Source organism: Paenibacillus plantarum, from assembly GCF_013141695.1.
Taxonomy (GTDB): domain Bacteria; phylum Bacillota; class Bacilli; order Paenibacillales; family NBRC-103111; genus Paenibacillus_E; species Paenibacillus_E plantarum.
This window is the reverse complement of sequence record NZ_WHNY01000016.1, coordinates 145,394-166,555: the sequence shown is the minus strand read 5'-3', so window position 1 is coordinate 166,555 and position 21,162 is coordinate 145,394. Positions and strand designations below refer to the sequence as shown.

The 21,162-nt window shown below is 47.2% G+C and carries 22 protein-coding genes and 1 riboswitch; of the genes, 18 read left to right on the top strand and 4 right to left on the bottom strand.

What is annotated here, in order from left to right:
- Positions 1 to 4: 4 nt before the first annotated feature.
- Positions 5 to 949, top strand: coding sequence for a carbohydrate ABC transporter permease (locus tag GC096_RS05600; protein ID WP_056618820.1), 945 nt, complete (start codon positions 5 to 7; stop codon positions 947 to 949).
- A 74-nt stretch (positions 950 to 1,023) separates the two neighbouring features.
- Positions 1,024 to 2,574: an ABC transporter substrate-binding protein gene (locus tag GC096_RS05595; protein WP_171629292.1), complete on the top strand. Its 1,551-nt coding sequence runs from the start codon at positions 1,024 to 1,026 to the stop codon at positions 2,572 to 2,574.
- A gap of 73 nt (positions 2,575 to 2,647) precedes the next feature.
- On the opposite strand, the gene GC096_RS05590 is transcribed toward GC096_RS05595, so the two are convergent.
- Positions 2,648 to 2,764 carry an MYXO-CTERM sorting domain-containing protein gene (locus tag GC096_RS05590; protein ID WP_171629291.1) on the bottom strand — a complete coding sequence of 39 codons (117 nt, stop codon included), beginning with the start codon at positions 2,762 to 2,764 and terminating at the stop codon, positions 2,648 to 2,650.
- A gap of 250 nt (positions 2,765 to 3,014) precedes the next feature.
- Here GC096_RS05590 and GC096_RS05585 point away from each other — a divergent pair, with 250 nt between their 5' ends.
- Complete coding sequence (locus tag GC096_RS05585; RefSeq protein WP_246302597.1) at positions 3,015 to 3,725, top strand: class I SAM-dependent methyltransferase; 711 nt, start codon at positions 3,015 to 3,017, stop codon at positions 3,723 to 3,725.
- Positions 3,726 to 3,802: 77 nt separating this feature from the next.
- Complete coding sequence (locus GC096_RS05580) at positions 3,803 to 5,017, top strand: ROK family protein (protein ID WP_246302591.1); 1,215 nt, start codon at positions 3,803 to 3,805, stop codon at positions 5,015 to 5,017.
- Between the two features lie 6 nt (positions 5,018 to 5,023).
- Here GC096_RS05580 and GC096_RS05575 read toward each other — a convergent pair whose 3' ends face one another.
- Positions 5,024 to 5,845, bottom strand: a complete 822-nt coding sequence (locus tag GC096_RS05575; protein ID WP_171629289.1) for an alpha/beta fold hydrolase — start codon at positions 5,843 to 5,845, stop codon at positions 5,024 to 5,026.
- Positions 5,846 to 6,029: 184 nt separating this feature from the next.
- Here GC096_RS05575 and GC096_RS05570 point away from each other — a divergent pair, with 184 nt between their 5' ends.
- From GC096_RS05570 to eutC, 12 genes are all read left to right on the top strand, one after another.
- The gene (locus GC096_RS05570) at positions 6,030 to 6,413 is read left to right on the top strand and encodes a hypothetical protein (RefSeq protein ID WP_171629288.1); all 384 of its coding nucleotides are present in this window, start codon (positions 6,030 to 6,032) and stop codon (positions 6,411 to 6,413) included.
- Positions 6,414 to 6,595: 182 nt separating this feature from the next.
- Positions 6,596 to 7,315 carry a response regulator transcription factor gene (locus GC096_RS05565; protein ID WP_171629287.1) on the top strand — a complete coding sequence of 240 codons (720 nt, stop codon included), beginning with the start codon at positions 6,596 to 6,598 and terminating at the stop codon, positions 7,313 to 7,315.
- Positions 7,312 to 8,361 carry a HAMP domain-containing sensor histidine kinase gene (locus tag GC096_RS05560; RefSeq protein ID WP_171629286.1) on the top strand — a complete coding sequence of 350 codons (1,050 nt, stop codon included), beginning with the start codon at positions 7,312 to 7,314 and terminating at the stop codon, positions 8,359 to 8,361. Before GC096_RS05565 ends, GC096_RS05560 begins: the two co-directional genes overlap by 4 nt.
- A gap of 163 nt (positions 8,362 to 8,524) precedes the next feature.
- On the top strand, positions 8,525 to 9,022 hold the full coding sequence (locus GC096_RS05555; RefSeq protein WP_171629285.1) for a stalk domain-containing protein: 498 nt from the start codon (positions 8,525 to 8,527) through the stop codon (positions 9,020 to 9,022).
- Positions 9,023 to 9,169: 147 nt separating this feature from the next.
- Positions 9,170 to 10,492 carry a molybdopterin-dependent oxidoreductase gene (locus GC096_RS05550; RefSeq protein WP_171629284.1) on the top strand — a complete coding sequence of 441 codons (1,323 nt, stop codon included), beginning with the start codon at positions 9,170 to 9,172 and terminating at the stop codon, positions 10,490 to 10,492.
- A gap of 96 nt (positions 10,493 to 10,588) precedes the next feature.
- Positions 10,589 to 11,233 (top strand): MOSC domain-containing protein, encoded by a 645-nt coding sequence (locus GC096_RS05545; RefSeq protein WP_171629283.1) that lies wholly within the window; start codon positions 10,589 to 10,591, stop codon positions 11,231 to 11,233.
- Positions 11,230 to 11,844, top strand: a complete 615-nt coding sequence (mobA, locus tag GC096_RS05540; protein ID WP_171629282.1) for a molybdenum cofactor guanylyltransferase — start codon at positions 11,230 to 11,232, stop codon at positions 11,842 to 11,844. Before GC096_RS05545 ends, mobA begins: the two co-directional genes overlap by 4 nt.
- Positions 11,845 to 11,929: 85 nt before the next feature.
- Positions 11,930 to 12,934, top strand: coding sequence for a GTP 3',8-cyclase MoaA (gene moaA, locus GC096_RS05535; protein ID WP_171629281.1), 1,005 nt, complete (start codon positions 11,930 to 11,932; stop codon positions 12,932 to 12,934).
- A gap of 30 nt (positions 12,935 to 12,964) precedes the next feature.
- Positions 12,965 to 14,233 carry a molybdopterin molybdotransferase MoeA gene (locus GC096_RS05530; protein WP_312886196.1) on the top strand — a complete coding sequence of 423 codons (1,269 nt, stop codon included), beginning with the start codon at positions 12,965 to 12,967 and terminating at the stop codon, positions 14,231 to 14,233.
- 493 nt (positions 14,234 to 14,726) lie between these two features.
- Positions 14,727 to 16,193 carry an ethanolamine ammonia-lyase reactivating factor EutA gene (locus GC096_RS05525; RefSeq protein WP_171629280.1) on the top strand — a complete coding sequence of 489 codons (1,467 nt, stop codon included), beginning with the start codon at positions 14,727 to 14,729 and terminating at the stop codon, positions 16,191 to 16,193.
- Positions 16,190 to 17,572 carry an ethanolamine ammonia-lyase subunit EutB gene (locus GC096_RS05520; protein ID WP_171629279.1) on the top strand — a complete coding sequence of 461 codons (1,383 nt, stop codon included), beginning with the start codon at positions 16,190 to 16,192 and terminating at the stop codon, positions 17,570 to 17,572. Before GC096_RS05525 ends, GC096_RS05520 begins: the two co-directional genes overlap by 4 nt.
- Positions 17,565 to 18,257 carry an ethanolamine ammonia-lyase subunit EutC gene (gene eutC, locus GC096_RS05515; protein ID WP_312886195.1) on the top strand — a complete coding sequence of 231 codons (693 nt, stop codon included), beginning with the start codon at positions 17,565 to 17,567 and terminating at the stop codon, positions 18,255 to 18,257. The genes GC096_RS05520 and eutC overlap by 8 nt, the downstream gene beginning before the upstream one ends.
- A 73-nt stretch (positions 18,258 to 18,330) precedes the next feature.
- On the opposite strand, the gene GC096_RS05510 is transcribed toward eutC, so the two are convergent.
- Positions 18,331 to 18,435 (bottom strand): YjcZ family sporulation protein, encoded by a 105-nt coding sequence (locus GC096_RS05510; protein WP_171629278.1) that lies wholly within the window; start codon positions 18,433 to 18,435, stop codon positions 18,331 to 18,333.
- A gap of 157 nt (positions 18,436 to 18,592) precedes the next feature.
- Entirely contained in the window at positions 18,593 to 19,390 is a 798-nt protein-coding gene (locus GC096_RS05505) for a stalk domain-containing protein (RefSeq protein ID WP_246302590.1), read from the bottom strand.
- A 4-nt stretch (positions 19,391 to 19,394) separates the two neighbouring features.
- Positions 19,395 to 19,546, bottom strand: a riboswitch (cyclic di-AMP (ydaO/yuaA leader).
- A 155-nt stretch (positions 19,547 to 19,701) separates the two neighbouring features.
- On the opposite strand from GC096_RS05505, the gene GC096_RS05500 reads away from it, so the two are divergent.
- Positions 19,702 to 20,364, top strand: a complete 663-nt coding sequence (locus GC096_RS05500) for a PspA/IM30 family protein (protein WP_171629277.1) — start codon at positions 19,702 to 19,704, stop codon at positions 20,362 to 20,364.
- Between the two features lie 131 nt (positions 20,365 to 20,495).
- Complete coding sequence (gene liaF, locus GC096_RS05495; protein WP_171629276.1) at positions 20,496 to 21,158, top strand: cell wall-active antibiotics response protein LiaF; 663 nt, start codon at positions 20,496 to 20,498, stop codon at positions 21,156 to 21,158.
- Positions 21,159 to 21,162: the final 4 nt, after the last annotated feature.

Here is a 21,162-nt window from a genome sequence, read left to right as displayed (position 1 = left end):
TGTCATGAGTGAAGCAATTTCAGTACGTAAACAACGGATAGCCAGGAAACGAGGACCAAATGAATTAACGCCTACAGCGAATTTGTTGGTTAACGTGTTCTTCTGGATTTATACCGCAGCTTGTATAATGCCTCTGGTGTTGGTTATCATCGTATCCTTTTCAGATGAAAAGGGAGTTCTCATACATGGCTACAATTTCATACCTGAAGCTTGGAGTTTGGAAGCGTATAAGTTCATGTTCAAGGATTGGCACCAAATCTTACGCTCCTTCGGAATCTCAGTCTTTCTAGCAACGGTTGGAACAGCGATTAGTTTAGTGATGATGTCACTGTATGCGTATCCGATCTCGCGAAGTGATTTTCCACATCGAAGTTTCTTCTCCTTCTTCATGTTTTTCACGATGTTATTCAATGGTGGGCTCGTTCCATGGTATCTTGTCTATACCCAGATGCTGGACTTGAAAAATACGATCGCAGCACTTATGCTGCCCTTGCTAGTCTCGGCCTTCTTCGTCCTATTGCTTCGGACATTCTTTGCGAATTCAATTCCGATGCCCTTAATCGAAGCAGCGAAGATTGATGGAGCCGGTGAGGTTCGGATTTTCAGTCAAATCATTATTCCACTCTCCTTACCGGTATTAGCTTCCGTTGGTTTGTTTCAGGTGCTGAACTATTGGAATGACTGGTTCCTGAGTCTGGTGTTCATTTCTGGCAGCAAAAACATCAATCTACAGTTCATGATGTACAAAACAATGCTGGATATTCAGTTCTTAACTTCGAATGTGCAGGCAAGTCAAGGTTTATCCCAAGCAGGGGGCATGCTACAACTACCAACGGAAACAGTCCGTATGGCGATGGCTGTACTAGGAATTGGACCGATCGTGTTCGCGTATCCATTCTTCCAGAAGTATTTTAAGAAAGGCCTAACGGTTGGTGCAATAAAAGGATAGTTAACCAAGGCTTGTACCAGTGTAGACTGGTTTAGCATAGAAGAAGAATTGAGATAAAGGGAGGCAATCCATCAATGAAAGCTTTGAAAAAAAGCACTCTTGCACTTCTTACCCTAACGTTTTCGTTATCACTCACCTTGGCGGGCTGTTCGAAGAGCACACCAGAGCCTGCAGCAAGTGCTACAGCAGCACCAGCAACAAGTACAGCGCCTGCTGCGACGAAAGCAGCTACAACGGATTTGAAGCCTTATGAAGTGAAACTAGTCTACCCTGGTACACCACAACCGGATCAAGCTAAAGTAGAAGACGCTATGAACAAGGTTTTGAAAGAAAAAATCAATGCAACGATCAAATTAATGCCAATCGACTGGGGTCAATGGGATAACAAAACGAACTTAATGATCGCTTCCCGTGAAGAGTTCGATATCCTTTTCACAGCACAATGGAATGGTCACGCTGTCAATGTGGGTAAAGGCGCGTTGATGCCGCTGAATGATTTGATTGGGCAATATGGAAAAGGAATCACAGACTCCTTGGATCCAGCGTTCTTGCAAGGTGCTAAAATCAACGGCAAAAACTATGGTGTTCCAACGAATAAAGAACTCGCAGCTTCCGGTGGGGTTGTGTATCGTGCCGATATTGCCAAAGAATTAGGCATTGATATGACGACTGTGAAGACGATGGCAGATCTGGCTAATGTACTAAAAACAGTCAAAGAGAAAAAGCCAGAAATGACAGCTTTCTTCCTTCGCGACGGGGATAACCTAAATGCACACTATTTGGCGCAGTATGACTATCTGGGTGACAGCACAATTCCAGGTGTGATTATGAAAGATGGCACAGATACAAAAGTGATTCCTAAATGGGATCAACCGCGTTATAAGGAAATTTTGAAATTAACACGTGATTTTATGCAAAAAGGATATATCAATAAGGATGCGGCTACGACACAATTGTCGGGTCAAGATGCTTTGAAGTCTGGTAATGTGTTCATGATTACTTCTTCTTTGAAACCAGGTAAAGATAGTGAGCTTGCGAATGCAACGAACTTGGTAGGCAAGCTTGGTCAAATCGAGCTGACACCACGTACCATTTCCACTGGCGACACAGCGGGTTCCATGTTGGGTATTTCCGTAACTTCCAAGGATCCAGCTCGTACGATGATGGTGATTAACCTTTTGCACACGGATAAACAATTGAACAATTTGATCAACTTCGGTATCGAAGGTACGCACTACACGAAAGTGTCGGACAACATTATTAAAGCAACAGACGCAGGCAAAAATTATGCTCCAGGTGCTGCATGGCAGTTCGGTAACCAATTCTTGAACTACCTATACGATAATGAAGATCCACAGAAATGGGATAAATTCAAAGAGTTCAATAAATCGGGCAAAAAATCACCAGGTCTAGGCTTTACGTTCGACTCCGAGCCAGTTAAAACACAAGTGGCTGCCGCAGTTAACGTAGGTAAAGAATTCGATGCAGCGATGGATACGGGTTCTGTGGATATGGATGCTTCCTTGCCGAAATATCAAGATAAAATGAAAGCAGCAGGCATTGATAAAATCATTGCTGAAAAGCAAAAGCAATTGGATGCTTTCTTAGCAGCTTCGAAGAAATAAAACGTTCTATGTAGAAGGAGCCAGACTCAGCAATGAGTCTTGGCTCCTTTTGTTTGCGGGCATCTATGACTAATTACCAAACAAAAGTCATTGTTACGATAACAAGCAGAACGAACAGAACAAGAACAACTGCAGCGGACGACGTACCACCAAAACCTGCACAAGAACCAGCACCTACAGCAACACCCATTTATGTCACCCCCCATCTCTAGGAATGCTCTTCCGCAGAAGCGAATGAGAGACAATACTATCCTATGGAGAGATGTCACGATTTGCTTGGGTGTTTCGCCTAAATCTATAGGGATAATCACGACTTTTGGGCTAGCGCCTGTTTTTGTAAAAAGATAGCGAGAAGTTGAACAAGTGACAGTAGCCTTCCATATGGTAGAAAAAGAACGTAATGCCATTGCGGAGGTGTAAGGGCTATCGATTACTTGGATATGTTAGCGAAGCTCGGGATAGGAAACGCACATCCCGGGGGATTTGGAGAAACCATTGAGCAACTGAAGAAATATCCGATCGACAAAGGGAAAAAGGTGTTGGAAGTTGGCTGCGGAACAGGTAGAACAGCCTGTTATTTGGCAGAGCAGGGCTGTGATGTCACCGCCATCGATATACGTCCGGAGATGATCAACAAAGCCAAGATCAGAGCGGAGAAACAGGGGACCCAGGTGAAATTCCTGATTGGTGATGTTTGTCAGCTGCCATTCGATGCAGATTCTTTCGATGTCGTGATGGTGGAATCTGTTACGAACTTCGCAGACGCTCAGAAAGCTGTGTCGGAGTACTATCGGGTATTAAAACCAGAAGGAAAGCTATATGACCGTGAAGTGATTAAAGTAAAAGATATGACAACAGGCATTCATAGGGCGTTATGCAGCTTCTATGGGGTGAGTAAGATCTATAAGCTGGAAGAGTGGCAAGATCTGCTGGAGAGCAATAAATTCAGTACCGTCACTTCGACAGGCATCCATCCCTTCCCATTAACGATGTTCGAAGATCAGGTTCAGCATCCAGATCCTGTTCATTTATCTGATCGACAATCCTTCATGGATCCCCGTGTATGGCAGATCACGGCTCGGTATGATGAGCTGGTCAACAAGTATCATCCTTATATGGGTTACACCCTAATGATTGGCTCCAAGGACTAAGGATACACTAAGAAGCAGGATAATGATTCCTTCATGGCGAAGCATATGAGAAAGATTATCATTGGAGGCTGCTTCTTTTGAATGTAGACGTTATTACAGAGCGAATTTCGAACCGTAAAGCCAAGGAAGTTTACGAGCTGATTACACGTCAAACGACGGTTTCGAAAATAGATTTATTAGACCAAAGCGGTATGACGGTCTCGACCTTAACGCGACTTCTAGAGGAGTTAACGAGTCAGGGACTTATATTAGAATCCGGCTTTGGTGCATCTACGGGCGGGCGTAGGCCGATTTTGTATGAGAAGAATCCGGCCTATGCTTATATATTTGGTTTGGAAATCTCGAGAACCTTGTCCAAGCTCGTACTTGTAGATCTAGGGATGAACAAGCTGGAAACGAAGAGTTGGGCAATGACAGAAGTTATGACTCCAGGTGTACTGCTTCCCCTTATTGTACAGGAAGCGAAGCGCATGATAGCTCACCATGGCATCGAAACTTCGCAGGTGTTGGGAATAGGAATTGGAGCAGTGGGACCGGTAGACCGAGTATCCGGAGTTATTCTGGAACCCTCTTATTTCCCGGCGAGTGGATGGAGACATGTGGACATATGCAGGTGGTTGAGTGAAGAACTGCAAGTTCCTGCACTGTTGGACAATGGCGCGAACACAGCGATTCTGGCGGAATCCTGGCACCAACGGACCCGGAGTTTTAAGCATCTCCTTTATATTCACGCTGGCGTAGGCTTACGTTCCTCGATGGTATCAGAAGGCAAGGTTATCTATGGGGCGGTCGATATGGAAGGCTCTGTGGGGCAAATGATCATTCAAACCGATGGTGTTGCCCATCGTAACCAAGCTGGCAATTATGGTGCTTTGGAATCTTACGCTTCGCTGTATGCGATAGAGAAGGCTGCAAAATCTGCCTTGAAACAAGGGAAATCTACCGTTTTAGTACATATGGTTGAGGATCCAGAGCAGGTTACTTACCAGCATATTATGGAGGCGCTCAAAAAAAATGATCCCCTAGCCGTGGAGATCGTGACGGAGGCTGCGACCTATTTCGGGATCGGCCTGGCGAATTTATTAAATATTTTGCACCCGGAGAAAGTGATCATCGGGGGGCCATTGATAACAGGCGGGGAATTGTTCTTCCAGACAGCAACGCAGGTTGCGATTCGTAAGACTTATTATTACCCCGCCTATCAGGTTGTTTTCAGCAAAGGACAGCTTGGTGATGAAGCATTAGCCATTGGAGCTGCCGTGATGGTTATGAATCAACTGGTTAAAGCTTAGCTTCTGTTAGGAAGGCGAGCGGTAGTCCATTGATTTAAGCGAAGCTTCCTTCAGAAAGGCAAGAACTAGATCATTGAAGGCTTCCGGTTTCTCCATGGGTGTTAAGTGGGAAGCAGAAGGAATGACGTGAAAGTTAGCGCCTGGAATCTGATCAGCCATAGACTTCATAACATCCGGCGGCGCGATTGCATCCTGTTCGCCAGCGATGACGAGGGTTGGCACAGAGATGGTAGGCAGGAGGCCAACCGAGTCCGCGCGGAAGGCCATCGCGATGCTGGCGTGGACAAGACCTTCGGCTGGCATGCTGTCCATGATCACTTTGAGTGAATCGATCAGCTGCGGCTGCTCTTGAACTGTGGCTTCTGTCACAAGTTTAGGAAGCATGGCATTTCGAGCGGCCGCGGCTCCCTTGTCATACAGAGAGACAGCCATGTTCATGCGATTTTTCCGTCCTTCTTGGCCATCTGGCTCGGGACGTGTATTGGCTAGAATCAACGCTGAGAAGCGTTCAGGTGCTAGACGAAGTAGAGCAAAAGCGACATAGCCGCCCATGGAAAAGCCTCCGAGGGTGGCTTTTTCTATCCGTAATTCATCCATAAGAGCGAGAATATCTTGCGCATATTGTGTGAGAGACATTGGCGTAACTGGCAAATCGGATTGACCCATGCCACGGAAATCAGGTGCAAGTACGCGGTAGTTTGCGGACAATGCCTCGATTTGTGATTGCCACATCCGGTGATCCAAGGGAAAACCGTGAAGGAGGATAACAGGAGCTCCTTGACCTTGATCTTGAACGAACAATTCGGTACCATTTACGTGTTTTTTCATTGTTTTTCACCCTCCATTGACATATTTGTAAAAAAAATAGCGAAAAAGTTATGTCTTCATACTTTCATTATGGTTAACTCATACTTACTTAACATTTCATTGCTATTCTCTGATTATACCTTTAGTACTTCACCAAGAATAGGCAAAATGAAACATTCATATTTACGAAATGGGGTTTATTGCTATGACTAAAAAACCATGGTCCACTCAAGAACTGGACAAACTAATTCGCCTTTCCTCGGAGTGTCCACCAGTTGTCATTGCTAGAGAATTATCACGTCCTGTTACATCGGTCCGCAAAAAAATGCGTGAAATGGGTGTCAGTTATGTATCGGGTGAGCAATGGAAAAAAAGTCAAATTCAGTACCTTATTTCGGATGAAGGCACTTCCTACAAAAACAAACATAAGTTAACGCAAGAATCAAATGAAGAAGGATTTGAATCACCTGTGCTAGATGAGTTCTGGACAACCCTTGTGAAAATGGCTCGTGTAGCTAAAAAGAGGGGGAAACGGGTCGATGTCCTATCGTTTATCGATACATACCGCAAGATTCGTATTGGCGGCTAAATTCAACTATACATACTCATGAAGGTGAAATCCGTTGCGACGCGATTTGACCTTTTTCTTTTGCTTGAAAGGCATGATGTTCAACCTATTTGTAAGATATCTGTAAGCTTTGAGCTCCCTGTTATGAGGTATACTTAAAAACAGTATTGAACGTCATTCCGTCGTTAGGGGAGATTATAAGGATGAATTCACTCATTCTCGTTGTTGATGATGAGACTAATATAACCGATGTATGCTCCGTATATTTGAAGCGGGAAGGCTATCAAGTCATGACAGCTGAAGGCGGGGATGAGGCTCTTCGACTATGGAGGCAGCATAATCCGGAGCTAATCGTGCTTGATCTCATGATGCCTGGCACGACGGGTTGGCAGGTATGCGAAGAAATTCGCAACGAGCAGGACGTGCCCATTATTATGTTAACGGCGAGAGGGGATGAAATGGATCGCTTGATGGGGTTAACAATGGGAGCAGATGATTACATGACGAAACCCTTCTCGCCTCGTGAGCTGGTGCTGCGCGTGAAGGCTATTTTACGTAGGCAGCAGCGCAATCAGCTGGTGTTGCCAGAGATGGCGGAGGTGACGCCTTCGCATATTATGAGATTTCCAGGACTGGAGCTCAATGTCCTACACCGCACTGTGCGTGTGAATGAGAAGGAAATCGAATTGACCGTGAAAGAGTTTGAGTTGCTGCATTTATTTGTCAGGCATCCAGAGCAAGTCTTTTCACGAAATCAACTGCTTAATAAAGTGTGGGATGTGGATTATTATGGCGACACCACAACGGTCACTGTACACATTCGCAGGCTAAGGGAGAAAATAGAAGCGAACCCGTCTCAACCACGATTTATTAAGACGGTATGGGGAATCGGCTATAAATTTGAGGGTAGGGAGCCATCATGAAGCTTCGGTTATATCTGCTTATCGCAAGCGGTGTAAGTACAGGGATGATCCTGCTTAGCTTATTTATATGTTATAGATACATGCTGTTGAATTGGAAAGATGTTGTGCTCTTATCAACCGTAACGGTGGGTGCGGCTGGCGTTTCCATGCTCGTTCATTTTGTCATGACGAGACCTTTGGAAAAAGCGATTAAAGCCATTACTCAGGAAACCACGCATATTGCGGAGGGGGATTTCAAAGGTAAAGTACCGCTAATTGGTCCCTTAGAATACCAGCGGCTAGCGGCGCAATTTAATCAGATGACGGCCAAATTAAATGAAAGTTTCGGTAAAATTCGGTCAGCTGAAGCCTCCCGCAAAGAGCTTGTAGCCCATGTATCACATGATTTGCGAACCCCGATGGCCTCTATTCAAGCCTTTGTTGAAGCTTTGCAGGATGATGTGATTGCAGATAAGCCGACTTTCGAGCGGTATTTGCAAACGATTCGACTGGAAACAGGGAGATTGGATGCGCTAATTCAAGAACTGTTTAAGTTATCACAGCTAGATGCAGGTGGTACGGAGTTCACGCCTGAGCTATACCATGTGGATCATTTTCTTGTGGATGGGTTGCAAAGCTTAGCTTTTCAACTAGAGGAAAAAGAAATGCAGGTTGAAGTCGATCTGCCTGAGCGATTACCGCCAGTTGCCATTATGCCGCAGGAAATGAAACGAGTGCTTGCTAATATTTTGGATAATGCGATTCGGCATTCGCCTGTTGGCGGAATGATAGATATTCGGGCGGAGCATGTAACAGAGCAGTTCGTAAAACTGTCTATCACAGATCAAGGACACGGTATTGTGGAAGAAGATAAAGAACGAATCTTCGATCGGTTCTATCGCTCTGATCCATCTCGAACAAGATCAAGCGGTGGGGCTGGGCTCGGTTTGGCCATTGCTAAATCGATTGTAGAGCTGCATGGCGGCACAATTGGCGTCGATAGAAATAAAGCGACAGGCGGGGGCGGGAGTCAGTTCTGGTTCACGCTGCCGGTCCATCAAGCATAGCGGTATGTTCAAAGAAGTCTGGCATGTAACAAGATGCTAGGCTTCTTTTTGTTAGGCTTCTGTAAGTGATTTGTAAGGTTATCGTTAGAGCTTGGTAAGCATGACACTGTAAATTAGGTGATGTGAAGCGAACACAACAATTGAAATGAGAGGAATGAATGCGATGAATCCGAAAATGAATGTGAGATTGTCTTGGAGAAAAGCAATGATTGTGGGGGTAGCTGCTTGCACGCTGGCACTCCCAACATTCGCGAGTGCTGAGGAAATGATGGCAAAGTCTTATGATTATACAGGTATCCAAAAGATGATGAAGGACGGCACGGAGTTAGTCCCGTTGCGCCAAGTTGCGGAATCATTAGGGTTCAAAGTGACATGGCAAGATGCTACACATATGATTGTTTTGGCGAAGATGGGTGATAAGGGTATGATGGAGGACAAGAGCAAGATGGGTGATAAAGGAATGATGGAAGACAAGAATAAGATGGATGATAAAGGAATGATGGAAGACAAGATGATGAAGGGGCACACGTTCAGTATTCAGATTGATAGTAAGACGATCATCGTGGATGGCATGGAAGGCATGTTGATGTACACTCCGATGCTGATTGACAGTATGACGTATGTTCCGAAGTCGTTTGTTGAAATGTACTTATTGAAATAAATGGATGGATGGAGTCTGCCTATTGGGCAGGCTCTTTTGAACTTATGAAGGTAAAAAAGAAGGCCTAGCACCTAATTGTAAGCCTTTTTTAATATTTATACGTTATGATAGAAATATTAGGATGAACGCATAAAGGATGTGGCGAAGGTGGAGTCAAAAAGAGGCTGGCTCAAGCAGTCGTTTGGAAAGCGTTTAAACGCCATTCATAGCTGGAATGCTTGGATTTTGGTGTTGTTGACTGTGACAGGAATTGTGCTCAGTATTGGCGCAATTCGAGGAGATCTTGGCGCATTTCGTGTGACACTGAAGCAGCTCCACATTTATTTGGGAGTAGCCTCTGCGCTGCTCATGGTTTTGTACGCGCCAATGATTCGCAAGCATTGGCGTCAGATTCGCGCGCGCCGCAACCAACGCGCGAATTTGGTATTCGTGCTCGCGCTCCTGATCGGCTGGGCCGCATCAGGCGTGATCTTGTGGCAGTTCCGTCACATGCCACCGGGCTTGAACAACGCGGCACTCCTCGTGCATGACCTGCTCACCTGGGTCGGAGTGCCGTATGCCGTGTACCACGCCATCTCGCGCAGCCGATGGCTCAAGCGTCAACAGCGGCTCGAACAAGCCGCTGCCAGCAGGCCGCCTGCCGCCGCGAGCGTCGCAGCGGCAGACATAGCCCCGGTGGCGTCCGAAGACGCCACCGCAGGGCGCACAGCAGCGCAGGCGGTCATCGCCGCGCTGAAGGAATCGCCGATCACACGCGCCTCCTTCCTGCGACTCGTCGCAGGGGTGCTGCTCGTGATCGCGGTCGGCCCCGCCTTTTATCGCTGGATAAAAGGCGCCTTCGATACCGGCGGGTCGTCGACCGCCGAGTATGTGGCCAATGACGGCAACCGCATGTTGCCGCCGCCAGCGCCATTGCCTGACTCCGCCGCTGTTGTAGGCGGAGGGGCCAAAGGGAATTTCCGCATCTACACGGTGACGGAAATTCCGACGTTCTCCTCGGACACCTGGAAATTCGCAATTTCAGGTCTCGTGGATAAACCCAATGCGTGGAACTGGGAACAGTTCCTGCAGATGAAACGCACAGTTCAAGTAAGTGACTTTCACTGTGTAACAGGATGGTCCGTGTACCAATGTACATGGGAAGGCATTCCACTGAAGCAACTGTTAGCGGCGGCTGGTGTTCAAGCATCGGCAAAATTTGTGAAATTTTATTCAGGCGATAAAGTATATACAGATGCACTGTCCTTGAGTCAGGCAAACGGAGATGATATCTTGGTCGCCGTCTTGATGGACGGTAAGCCGATTCCACAGCAACTAGGTGGACCAGTGCGACTGATTGTGCCTCAGATGTACGCCTATAAATCAGTGAAATGGCTGCAAGGTATCGAGTTAATCGAGAAAGAGCACATGGGGTATTGGGAAGTACGGGGCTATGATAACGATGCGTGGGTAGGCAAATCAAACGCCTAACATAGGTTCGGTGCTGTTGATGCAGGCGCTGACTTTTTGCAAAAATTTTGATATAGTAAGGGCAAAGAATCCTGTGCGGAATGAGGGGCATTTGCCATGCAAATTACATCTATCAATGTGGGGTTACCCCAGCATATAACATATCAAGGAAAAGAGCTGACCACGGGGATTTATAAGACGCCGGTCAGCTCGTCTTTGTTTGTATCCAAGGTACAAATTGACGGGGATGGGCAGGCCGATCTAACGGTTCATGGCGGTGTTGATAAAGCCATCTGCGTGTATCCTGAAGAGCACTATGCGTACTGGGAAAACTTGCGGGGCCATACATTGGACGCTGCTACCTTTGGTGAAAATCTGACGATTCGCGGCTTGCAGGAGCATGAGGTTTGTATTGGTGATCAATTTGCCATTGGCGAGGTTATCGTGCAGGTCTCACAGCCTAGGCAGCCTTGTCATAAACTAGCAAAGCGTATGGATTGGCCAGAAGCAACGCTGTACGTTCAGGAAACAGGATATACAGGCTATTATTTTCGCGTACTGAAAGAGGGTTACCTTGCACCGGACTCCGAGATGAAACTCATTGCTAGTGATGAAGCGGGTGTGACGGTTGCGTTCGCCAATCAGATCAAGTATCACGATAAGTTCAATATCGATGCGATCAAAAGAGTGCTTTCTGTAGATAGCCTTTCGGCTAGCTGGAAGCAGTCGTTTAGGAAAAGATTGGCGGAGCTCGAGGCATGATGACGGGTGTTATACTTGCAGGAGGCTTGAATCGCCGCATGGGCGGGAAACACAAAGCACTTCTACCTGTGCAAGGCGAAGCTATTCTCTTAAGACAACTGAAAGAAATGTCGCGTGGATGCGAGCAAATTATTGTAGTGACCAATGACATGGAAACCCTTCAGCCGTTGCTGATTGGGGTTAAGGATATAGACGTACAATGTGTGAGCGACCATTATATCCAAAAGGGTCCGTTAAGCGGCATTCACGCTGCCCTGAAAGTCGCTAGCGCGTCTCATGTATGGGTTGTTGGGTGCGACATGCCATTTATTTCTGTAGAAGCAGCTAAGGTGATGGCAGAACTGTGCCGAGAGACTAATGTGGATGCCGTTATTCCTGAGATAGAAGGCCGTCTGCATCCCCTGCATGGGATCTATGCAAGAGAAGTTGGGTTTGAAGCCGAACTGCTGCTTGGGCAACACAATTACCGATTGATGGGGCTGCTAGAGCATTTGGATTGGCAGTCTGTGGATGGGGATTATTGGGTTCAACGTGGTCTTCGAACCGATTTCGTAACCAATATTAATACGCCAGAAGAATATGAGTATATGTTAGATAATCTACCACAATAATTCATTTTTTTATATAAAATGCTTGATAATCTAGGATTTTGTTAGAAAATATGCCATAATGAACAGAGAGAGAAGGTGGACTCCGATGCCAAAGCAGCTATTGGATCGTTTTGGCCGGATGCATGATTACCTGCGCATCTCAGTGACAGATCGTTGTAATTTGCGTTGTGTATATTGTATGCCGGAAGATGGAATGGAATTTGAACCGGATGAGAAGCTGTTAACTTTTGATGAAATAACCGAGATTGTCCGAGTACTAGCTGGACTTGGTGTTCGCAAATTGCGATTAACTGGTGGAGAGCCGTTGGTTCGTAAAAACCTAGACCAATTGATCGGCATGTTATCACAGATTCCCGGAATTGAAGATATAGCATTGACTACGAATGGGATTTACTTTGCGTCACGGGCTGAGAAGCTTCGTGCAGCAGGGCTAACTCGTGTAAATATTAGTTTGGATTCCTTGAGGGCAGATCGGTTCTCGTTAATCACCCGCGGTGGTGATATTCGTCGCGTGCTTGCCTCTATTGAAGAAGCATATCGTGTAGGCATTACGCCGATTAAGCTGAATGTGGTGCTGATGAAAGGCATTAATGATGACGAGATTGCTGATTTCTTACAAATGACGATTGATCGACCGATTCAAGTTCGTTTTATTGAATATATGCCTATCGGTCATCAAGATGAGGATTGGAAAAAGCGTTATTTATCTCTTACAACGGTTCTCGATCGCTGCAAGGAAATGGGTTGGGAAGCAACAGCTTCGAACGCGGTTTATGGCAACGGCCCAGCACAGAATTATCGCATTGAAGGTGCGTTAGGCTCATTCGGGCTCATTCACCCGATCAGCGATCATTTCTGTGAAACATGCAATCGGCTTCGTTTAACAGCAGATGGGAATATTAAGCCTTGCTTGTATTGGTCCGATGAGTTCAATGTTCGAAAATATATCGGCGATGATGCAGCGGTGGAAGATTTGTTCTTCCGTGCGCTGGACATTAAACCTCAAAATCACGAAATGGCTCAGGCTTTGATGAATGAAGAACAGTCGCATACACCAACTATTCGTCGAATGTCTCAAATCGGCGGTTAGCTAACGGGCACAGGGAGGCATGGGAAGCAAGTGAGCAGCGAAATGAAGCTTAGGTTTGGCCGTAAAGTGATCTCAGTTGATGAAGCACGGACAGCACTTTACGAATATGTTAAACCCACAGAAACGGAGACTGTTTCGCTTCCGGCGTCTTTTGGCAGAATGTTAGCAAAAGATATTTATGCGGATCATGCTGTGCCACATTTTCGCAGATCAGGTGTGGATGGGTATGCGGTACGTTCCCAGGATATCGCAGCGGCGAATCCAGACAATCCGATTGTGTTGCATGTGATTGAGCGAATTCCAAGCGGTACTATACCTAAGTGCACGGTTCAAGCAGGGATGGCTGCTCGCATCATGACGGGGGCGCCTGTTCCAGATGGTGCTGATACGGTTGTGATGCTGGAGATGACGGATTCCTTGCAGGATGAGGTACTCTCATCATTCGGTGCCAAGGTGAAGATTAAGAAAAATGTGCAAGCAGCAAGTAATATTACGCCGATCGCTGGTGAGGTTAGTCTTGGGGAGTTAGTGATCCCACAGGGGACTCGGATTGGTCCAGGAGAAGCCGCGATATTAGCGACCTTCGGGTTCTCCATGGTTGAGGTGTACCGAAGGCCAAGAGTGGCTATTTTCTCAACTGGTTCTGAGCTCTTACAAGTCGAACAGGAGATGCAGCCAGGGAAAATACGTAACAGTAACAGTTACATGTTAGCGGCTCAAGTGGAAGCAAACGGGGGAGCGGCCCTCATCATGCCAGCACTCTCGGACGATCCTGGGCAGGTAGAAGCCGCAGTTGAAGCTGTACTGCCTGAGGTCGATCTTATTCTGACTTCTGGTGGTGTCTCTGTTGGCGATTACGATGTACTCGTCGATGTATTCGGTCGATTCGATGGGGAGCTATTGTTTAATAAAGTTGCGATGCGACCAGGCACACCAACGAGTGCTGCGTTATGGAAAAACAAACTTCTCATTGCGCTTTCAGGTAACCCGGGCGCTTCGTTCGTAGGTTTCGAGCTATTGGCTAAGCCGATTATTAAAGCGATGTTAGGGTGTCTATGTCCGGAGACGGAAGTGTTAACAGCCTTTTTGGATGTTCCCTACGATAAACCGTCTGTTTATCCGCGTTATATTCGAGGGACAACACGAGTGGACGCAGGGTGCTTATGGGTAAGACCCGCTGGCATTGATAAATCGAGCATTATGGTATCGATCAAAGATGCGGATTGCTTGATTTGGCTGCCAGCCGGAGGGCAGGGCTATCAACGTGGTGATGGCGTGAAGGTGTATACAACACGATAATTTAAATGAACTTGTTCCCATTTTTATGTGAAAATCTCGGAAGTAAAATGTTAGGCAGAACATCAATCACCTATATCATCGCAAGTTTGACGCTAACAAGTAACCGTCTGTCAGGAGGGGAAGCTGTGGCGTCTTTTTTTTATAAGGTGAACAAGTGTCACTCCAATCCCACGTCCCTGGCAAAGGCCCTATTAACACCTTCCACCCAGTAATAGATGTATTTTATGTAGTTAATTCCACGTATTTAGTGGAAATAAGAGGAATTGATGTATTTTCTACAGTCATTTTTCATCGATAGGGGCGGATTAGTCAGAGTAATGGAAATTAGATGTAGGTTTTCCAGTTAAACTGAATGTGGAGCGAATATGTCCGAAAATAGCTGGAGTTTTTCCAGTTATTCTAATTCTTGGACCACAATAATAGAGAGAGAGGGGCCGAAAGGGATCAAAAAGTCCAGTCAGAGTAAGACATGAACTTTTAAGGGGGAGCCTGTATGATGGAAACGCATCTCATGAGTGTTGGGCTCGACATCGGAACCTGTACAACGAAGCTTGTTGTAAGTCGGCTTACGCTGGCGGAACGCGGTTCATCATACACCATTTCACGAGATGAAATCACGGAGAGAAAGCTTTTGTATGAGAGTCCGATTCATCGCACGCCGTTGGTTGATGCTATCACGTTAGATGCAGCTCAGCTTACGGAATTTCTTGAAGCGGAGCTTGCTGCTGCAGGTGTAGAACTTGCTGATATTGGCAGCGGAGCTGTCATCATGACGGGCGAAACCGCGACGAAAACGAACGCTGAAGCCCTTTTACATAGACTCGCGGAACAAGCAGGCGCTTTCGTTGTGGCAACGGCGGGAAGTGATTTGGAAGCCATCATGGCCGGTAAAGGTTCAGGAGCAGCTGGGCGTTCGCATAAGCTTCGGAACACGGTAGCGAACATGGATATCGGGGGCGGCACAGCGAATATTGCCTGGTTTCGGAACGGAATACCGATTGCAACGGTAACCTTTCATATGGGGGGAAGCGTCATTCGATTGCAAGCTGATGGAAGGGTGATTTATGTGTCCTCAGCCATTCAGCGTTGGCTGGATGAGCAAGGCCTGTTAATGGTGCCAGGTCAAATCGTCGACATCCCTGAGCTTCGAGAGCTGACACGTCGCATGGCACGGGCTGTAGGGCAGTTTGTAGCTGGCGGTCCAGATAAGGCAGGGAACGAGCTTCTGCTTCTAGGCCAGCGTCCCAACAAGCTCCCGCAAGCAGATGAATGGATACTGTCTGGCGGTATTGCTGAGCTGCTGTCACGTCCAGCAATTATGGCGCTAACGGAGGTCACAACCTATGACGATATCGGTCCCATACTCGCACAAGCCATTCAGGAGACGTGGACGGAGCTTGGCTTTCCGTTAGTGAAGGCGGGGCACATGCAGCGGGCAACGGTCGTAGGAGCGGGGTTGCAGAGCGTGGAGCTCAGTGGCTCGACCATTCATGTCGACGCTGGTACACTGCCCATACGTAATGTACCGATTGTGAAGCTCCACATACAGCAGGAACCAGATAAGCTAGCTACTGCTTTAAAAGATCTTTTTCAACAAGCAAGTCAACTCTACGGAACATCGAATCAGACGCCATTTGGGATTGCACTTACGACAGAGCAGGAGCAATCCTATACCTATAAACACTTGCAAGTGCTTGCGAGCCAACTAATCCCTCTGTTGACTTCCCATTTTACGCAACAACATACAATAGTCATTCTGTGCGATCAAGATATGGCCAAAGCACTAGGCCAGTTGCTCTCACTCGGATGCCAAGGGAGCCCTCGCATTGTCTGCATCGATGGCATTGCGCTGAATTTCGGTGATTATATCGATCTTGGCGAACTAATTGGGAATCGAACGATTCCAGTAATCGTAAAAACACTGCTTTTTCCAAATGAGATTTCTGAGGTGCGTCTATGAAATTGAAAACGTCGATGAAAGGCCATGTCTACGAGTTTGGGAGTTTGAAAGAAGTGTTCGGTAAGTCAAATGAGGAGCGCTCTGGTGATGACTTGGCTGGTGTCAGTGCCTCAGATCTCAAGGAAAGGATTGCAGCAAAGTCCGTACTTGCAGATCTCCTCCTCACTGAGATTCGAAATCATCCGCTGCTGCCTGCTGAAGAAGATGAGGTATCGCGGTTGATTGAGGAAAGTATAGATGAAACTGTCTATGCTTCTATTAGCCAATGGTCAGTTGCGGAACTGCGCGAATATATCCTGCGAACGGAAACAACGGGAGATGAGCTGCTTCGAATATCCAAGGGACTCACGAGCGAGATGATTGCAGCTGTTGCCAAAATCATGTCGAATCTGGATCTCATTCAAGCAGCGTCACGTATTGAAGTGCGGACAAGGTGTAATACGGAGATCGGACATCGAGGTACATTGAGCAGTCGAGCGCAGCCCAATCATCCGACCGATTCCTTGGAAGGGATGAAAGCTTCGCTATACGAGGCACTGAGCTATGGGATTGGGGATGCGGTTATTGGGATCAATCCCGTAACGGACCACCCACAGACGACCAAAGCGCTGCTCGAAGCGGCGAAGGAAGTCATGGAGACGTGGCGCATCCCGACGCAGAACTGTGTCTTAGCTCATGTGACGACACAGATGGAAGCGATCAAGCAGGGGGCCAGGGCTGATCTTATATTCCAGAGCTTGGCCGGTACGGAGAAAGGCAATCGTGCGTTTGGCATTCATAAGGCGCTTCTGGATGAAGCGGATGCCTTGATTCATAGCATGGGCAGTGCGGCGGGGCCGAATCGGTGGTATTTTGAAACTGGGCAGGGTTCGGAGCTATCTTCGGAAGCGCATCATGGCATAGACCAAGTGACGTTGGAAGCGAGATGCTACGGATTAGCTAGAATCTACAAGCCTTTTTTGGTTAATACGGTGGTAGGTTTTATCGGTCCAGAGTACTTGTACAATAGCAAGCAAGTTATGCGTGCAGGCCTTGAGGATCATTTTATGGGCAAAATGCATGGTCTCCCGATGGGGGTTGATGTGTGCTATACCAATCATATGAATGCCGATCAAAATGATATGGATTCCTTAGCGGTCATGCTGGCTTCTGCTCATGTGAACTTCCTGATTGGCGTACCTATGGCGGATGACTGCATGCTCAATTACCAATCACTCAGCTACCACGATATTGCGACTTTACGCGAGTTGTTTGGGCGCGCGCCAGCACCAGAATTTCGAGATTGGCTGCAGGATATGGGCCTATGGTTGAACGGTACACTAAGTCAGCTAGCAGGTGATCCTAGGCTATTCTGGCGAGGAGGTGGAAAGCGTGGATGAATTCGCTCGGATGAAAGCACTAACTCCGGCACGCATTGACGTTTCAAGATCAGGTACACGTCCCTTAACGAGCGAGTTACTTACTTTTCGATGGGATCATGCTAGCAGCGTGGATGCTGTGCACAATGAGGTGAGTTCTGCTCTCTTAGCAGAAATGGGGTGGCTCATCGTCGATTCTTATGCAGAAACGAAGGATATGTATTTGAAGCGTCCTCATCTAGGGAGAGTATTGAAGCCCGAAAGCAAACAGGAGCTATTAGCGAAATGTCAGCTTAGGCCACAGGTGCAAATTGTAATATCCGATGGGTTAAGTGCAAATAGTATCGAAGCGAATATGCGTGACCTGTATCCTGCCTTGCTGGATTCCTTGCGATTGCGAGGCTTAACAGCGGGAACGACAATCTATGTGAATCACGGACGGGTTGGCTGTATGGATGCCATCGGAGATTTGTTAAATCCGGAATGTCTTGTGCTGCTTATCGGTGAGAGACCTGGTCTTGTGACTGCTGAGTCGTTAAGTGCGTACATGTGTTATCAGCCAAGAACAGGGAGAACGGATTCGGATCGGATGGTTATTTCGAACATTCATCGCGGCGGAACGCCTGCCATGGAAGCGGGGGCGTATATTGGGGGAATGCTGGAAGAAATCTTGAAACAGCGAACGAGTGGCATCGACTTCAAATGAAAAGCCCGGCTGCTGAAGCCTCTTAATGAGAAGCTTCAGCAGCCGGGTCTATTTTCGCAGGCGGAAGATGGTCCTAGTAGAAAGTAGCAAGAATGATGACCAACAGTACATAAAGTACAAGAATTAAACCTGCGGAACTTCCGTATCCTGGCGTTCCACAACCAACTGCAGCTGACATAGTATCCCCTCCGGTTTTGAATGAATGTGGGTTAAACACTATATAACATATGTAGGTGGGAACCCTGTTGATTGGACATATGCCCTTATTGAGTGGAACATTCACCTACAAAAAGAGCTGCCCTTGTATGACTCTTAGGGCAGCTCTCTCCATGCATTTAATTGGGAATTTGATACACTTTAATCTTCTGGAAGCCAAAGCTTTGTAATGATTTCCTTGAGCCTGGAATAAAGATGTCCATGCGATTTCCTTTAATGGATCCGCCCGTATCTGTTGCGTAGACGTACATGCCGCCTTTAGGAAGCCCGCCAAACGAATAGCCTTCAATATAAAGCTTCGTGCCAAGCGGAATGACGGAAGGATCAACAGCAACTGTGCCGATTGCTAGTGGGTTGCCCATGTAATCAATGGCTCCATACCCGCCATTTTCAGAAGGATCTGCCGAATAAGCTGTAGATTCGAATACTTGATAATCAGGTGCATGTTTCTCTCCATCTTTACTTAAGATAGCCAGATTACTGCTTGCATCCCACTGTACAGGTACGCCTGCGGTTGTGGAAAGAAAGCGAAGAGGTACATATACACGTCCATTTTGATACTGAGAAGCTCCATCTAAGATGACCGTTGCATCATCAACGTTTGCTTCTTTTTGCCCTGAAACCAAGGTAATCGTATGATTGTCGTTATTTAGTGTTACCTTAATCTGATTGCCATCTTTCTGCCAGTTTACCGTATATCCGAGCTTCTCCGTTACAAATCGAAGCGGGACTTGGGTCGTGTGGTTGCCATCCAGAAATGGCTGTGCATCAGGAAAATGGATCAGTTCATCATTGACTTGCACTTTCACGGCCATTTCAGCTGCTTGCGCAGGCGGTGTAAATGGGGAAAGAAAGCCTCCAGCCAAAACTGTTAGTGAAACAGCAAGGCTAGTTAACCCTTTGGTAAGCTTATTCAATTGGTAATCCTCCTTCTTGAGCCTTCGAGGTTAGTTGACGGGTTCGGGAAGAAGGTTCTCCCTAGTCTGCTCCAAGCTGAAGCAAATATTCACCCCAAGTATTTCGTCCCCCGTACTAGTGCCTAATTTACGCACCAGACTCGGCTTCAAATATTTTAGCATCACGGGCATGCTTCGACAACGACCAAAATATGGTTGTGCCTATTTATACTAGACTTAGGTCTAGGTTCAAAAACAGTCGATAGTCGGTTTTAGAACCTCAGAAATTGAGCTACCATAAGAGTATGATGATGGATGAGGGGCGAATGAACATGAACAATAACAAGAATCAGGAAATGGATCTTACTAATATATTTGACCGTATTGGCAAAATGGCTGAAACCGTCTGGCACGAGACGATCGGCAAAACGAATCCAGGCACTTCTGACGACGGTAGACAGATCGCTCAGCTTGAGGAGCGCTATGAGGAAGCGCTGCAAGCAACGATTGCGCTGCGCAGTCATATCGAGCGAGCGGAAGAGATGGCGAAGCTGCGCGGCGAGCAAGCCGAGCTTGCGATGCGCGCTGGCGAAGAGGATCTCGCGCGGCTCGCCCTGCAAGAGAAGCTGAACGAGGAAGCCGCGAGCGAGCACTACCGCGCGCAGTACGCGAGCAGCCAGGACTTGTGCCTGGCGCTCGCAGAGGAACTGCGCGGGCTGCGTGCGGGGCACGCAGCCGAGGATGTGCAGCCGCGCGGCGGGCTGCACGGCAAAGAGGCTCGCGACACATGGCGCGAGCTGGAGGTCACCGGCCGCGAGCTCGGCCGGGAGGCATTGCAGGGGCTCCGCGTGGCGGGCCGCCTGTCGAAGGAGACGCTGAAGGAAGCCGGTGGCAACCTTCAGAATGAACTGCGCGTGCTGCGCAGCAAGCTGCAGCATGAGTGGCAGCAGGAGCAGCGTTCTCGCGGTGAGCGAGATCCGCACGACAGCAAATAGTCATGGACGGTGACCTCCACGAAAGCAAAGCCTTGATCTATAAGGATTTGCATCTTGGAGGTCGTCCATTCTTATGGTATGCTAGGAATCGTATGAACGAAAGAGAAATGGCAGCCAGAGGAGGTGCATCGATGGGAGAGGAAACGAAAAATAACCGCAGCCGGAATACAGCGCTTCTGCTGATTGGAGCCGGTATTTTTTTGCTTCTGGAACATACCATAGGCTTTTTTCCCGTTATGGCCGTAATCCTTATTTTGCTGGGCATTCATCGTGTTCGTTCACGCAAAGAGCGCAAGGGCTATGTGCTGATGGGGATTGGTGCCGTCATATTATTTGGTGATCATCTTACCATTGTCATTTCGGTTGTGTTGATTTCATTAGGTTTATTTTTCATTCGATCCAAACAGATTCATAAAGATGATACGTATACTCAAAAGCAAAAGATTGTCGATAGCGTTCGCCTAGGCAGAGAACCATGGATTCAACGGAATACCTCGACGTGGTATTTGGTGGGAGAAACGTATATGGATCTTTCCATGGCAATTCTCGAGCAAAAAGAAACGACAGTTATCCTACAGGGAGTTGTAGGAGATATTGATATAAAGGTGCCTGACGATATCGGAGTTTCCGTCACAGCTTCCATCATGCTAGGTCAGCTTCAAATCGCGGAAGAAAAAGAGTCAGGTGTGATGAACAAAGTCGTTTGGCAATCGCAGAATTATGGGCATTGTGACCATCGGGTGAAACTCATACTTTCTTTCATCGTAGGAGATATCAAGGTCAAAGTATTGTAACTTT

Excerpts from the sequence above, each read along its gene's own strand:
- GC096_RS05600 (WP_056618820.1), top strand. The coding sequence starts at position 5 with ATGAGTGAAGCAATTTCAGTACGTAAACAACGGATAGCCAGGAAACGA.
- GC096_RS05595 (WP_171629292.1), top strand. The coding sequence starts at position 1,024 with ATGAAAGCTTTGAAAAAAAGCACTCTTGCACTTCTTACCCTAACGTTT.
- GC096_RS05590 (WP_171629291.1), bottom strand. The coding sequence starts at position 2,764 with ATGGGTGTTGCTGTAGGTGCTGGTTCTTGTGCAGGTTTTGGTGGTACG.
- GC096_RS05585 (WP_246302597.1), top strand. The coding sequence starts at position 3,015 with ATGTTAGCGAAGCTCGGGATAGGAAACGCACATCCCGGGGGATTTGGA.
- GC096_RS05575 (WP_171629289.1), bottom strand. The coding sequence starts at position 5,845 with ATGAAAAAACACGTAAATGGTACCGAATTGTTCGTTCAAGATCAAGGT.
- GC096_RS05570 (WP_171629288.1), top strand. The coding sequence starts at position 6,030 with ATGACTAAAAAACCATGGTCCACTCAAGAACTGGACAAACTAATTCGC.
- GC096_RS05565 (WP_171629287.1), top strand. The coding sequence starts at position 6,596 with ATGAATTCACTCATTCTCGTTGTTGATGATGAGACTAATATAACCGAT.
- GC096_RS05560 (WP_171629286.1), top strand. The coding sequence starts at position 7,312 with ATGAAGCTTCGGTTATATCTGCTTATCGCAAGCGGTGTAAGTACAGGG.
- GC096_RS05555 (WP_171629285.1), top strand. The coding sequence starts at position 8,525 with ATGAATCCGAAAATGAATGTGAGATTGTCTTGGAGAAAAGCAATGATT.
- GC096_RS05545 (WP_171629283.1), top strand. The coding sequence starts at position 10,589 with ATGCAAATTACATCTATCAATGTGGGGTTACCCCAGCATATAACATAT.
- mobA (WP_171629282.1), top strand. The coding sequence starts at position 11,230 with ATGATGACGGGTGTTATACTTGCAGGAGGCTTGAATCGCCGCATGGGC.
- moaA (WP_171629281.1), top strand. The coding sequence starts at position 11,930 with ATGCCAAAGCAGCTATTGGATCGTTTTGGCCGGATGCATGATTACCTG.
- GC096_RS05525 (WP_171629280.1), top strand. The coding sequence starts at position 14,727 with ATGATGGAAACGCATCTCATGAGTGTTGGGCTCGACATCGGAACCTGT.
- GC096_RS05520 (WP_171629279.1), top strand. The coding sequence starts at position 16,190 with ATGAAATTGAAAACGTCGATGAAAGGCCATGTCTACGAGTTTGGGAGT.
- GC096_RS05510 (WP_171629278.1), bottom strand. The coding sequence starts at position 18,435 with ATGTCAGCTGCAGTTGGTTGTGGAACGCCAGGATACGGAAGTTCCGCA.
- GC096_RS05500 (WP_171629277.1), top strand. The coding sequence starts at position 19,702 with ATGAACAATAACAAGAATCAGGAAATGGATCTTACTAATATATTTGAC.
- liaF (WP_171629276.1), top strand. The coding sequence starts at position 20,496 with ATGGGAGAGGAAACGAAAAATAACCGCAGCCGGAATACAGCGCTTCTG.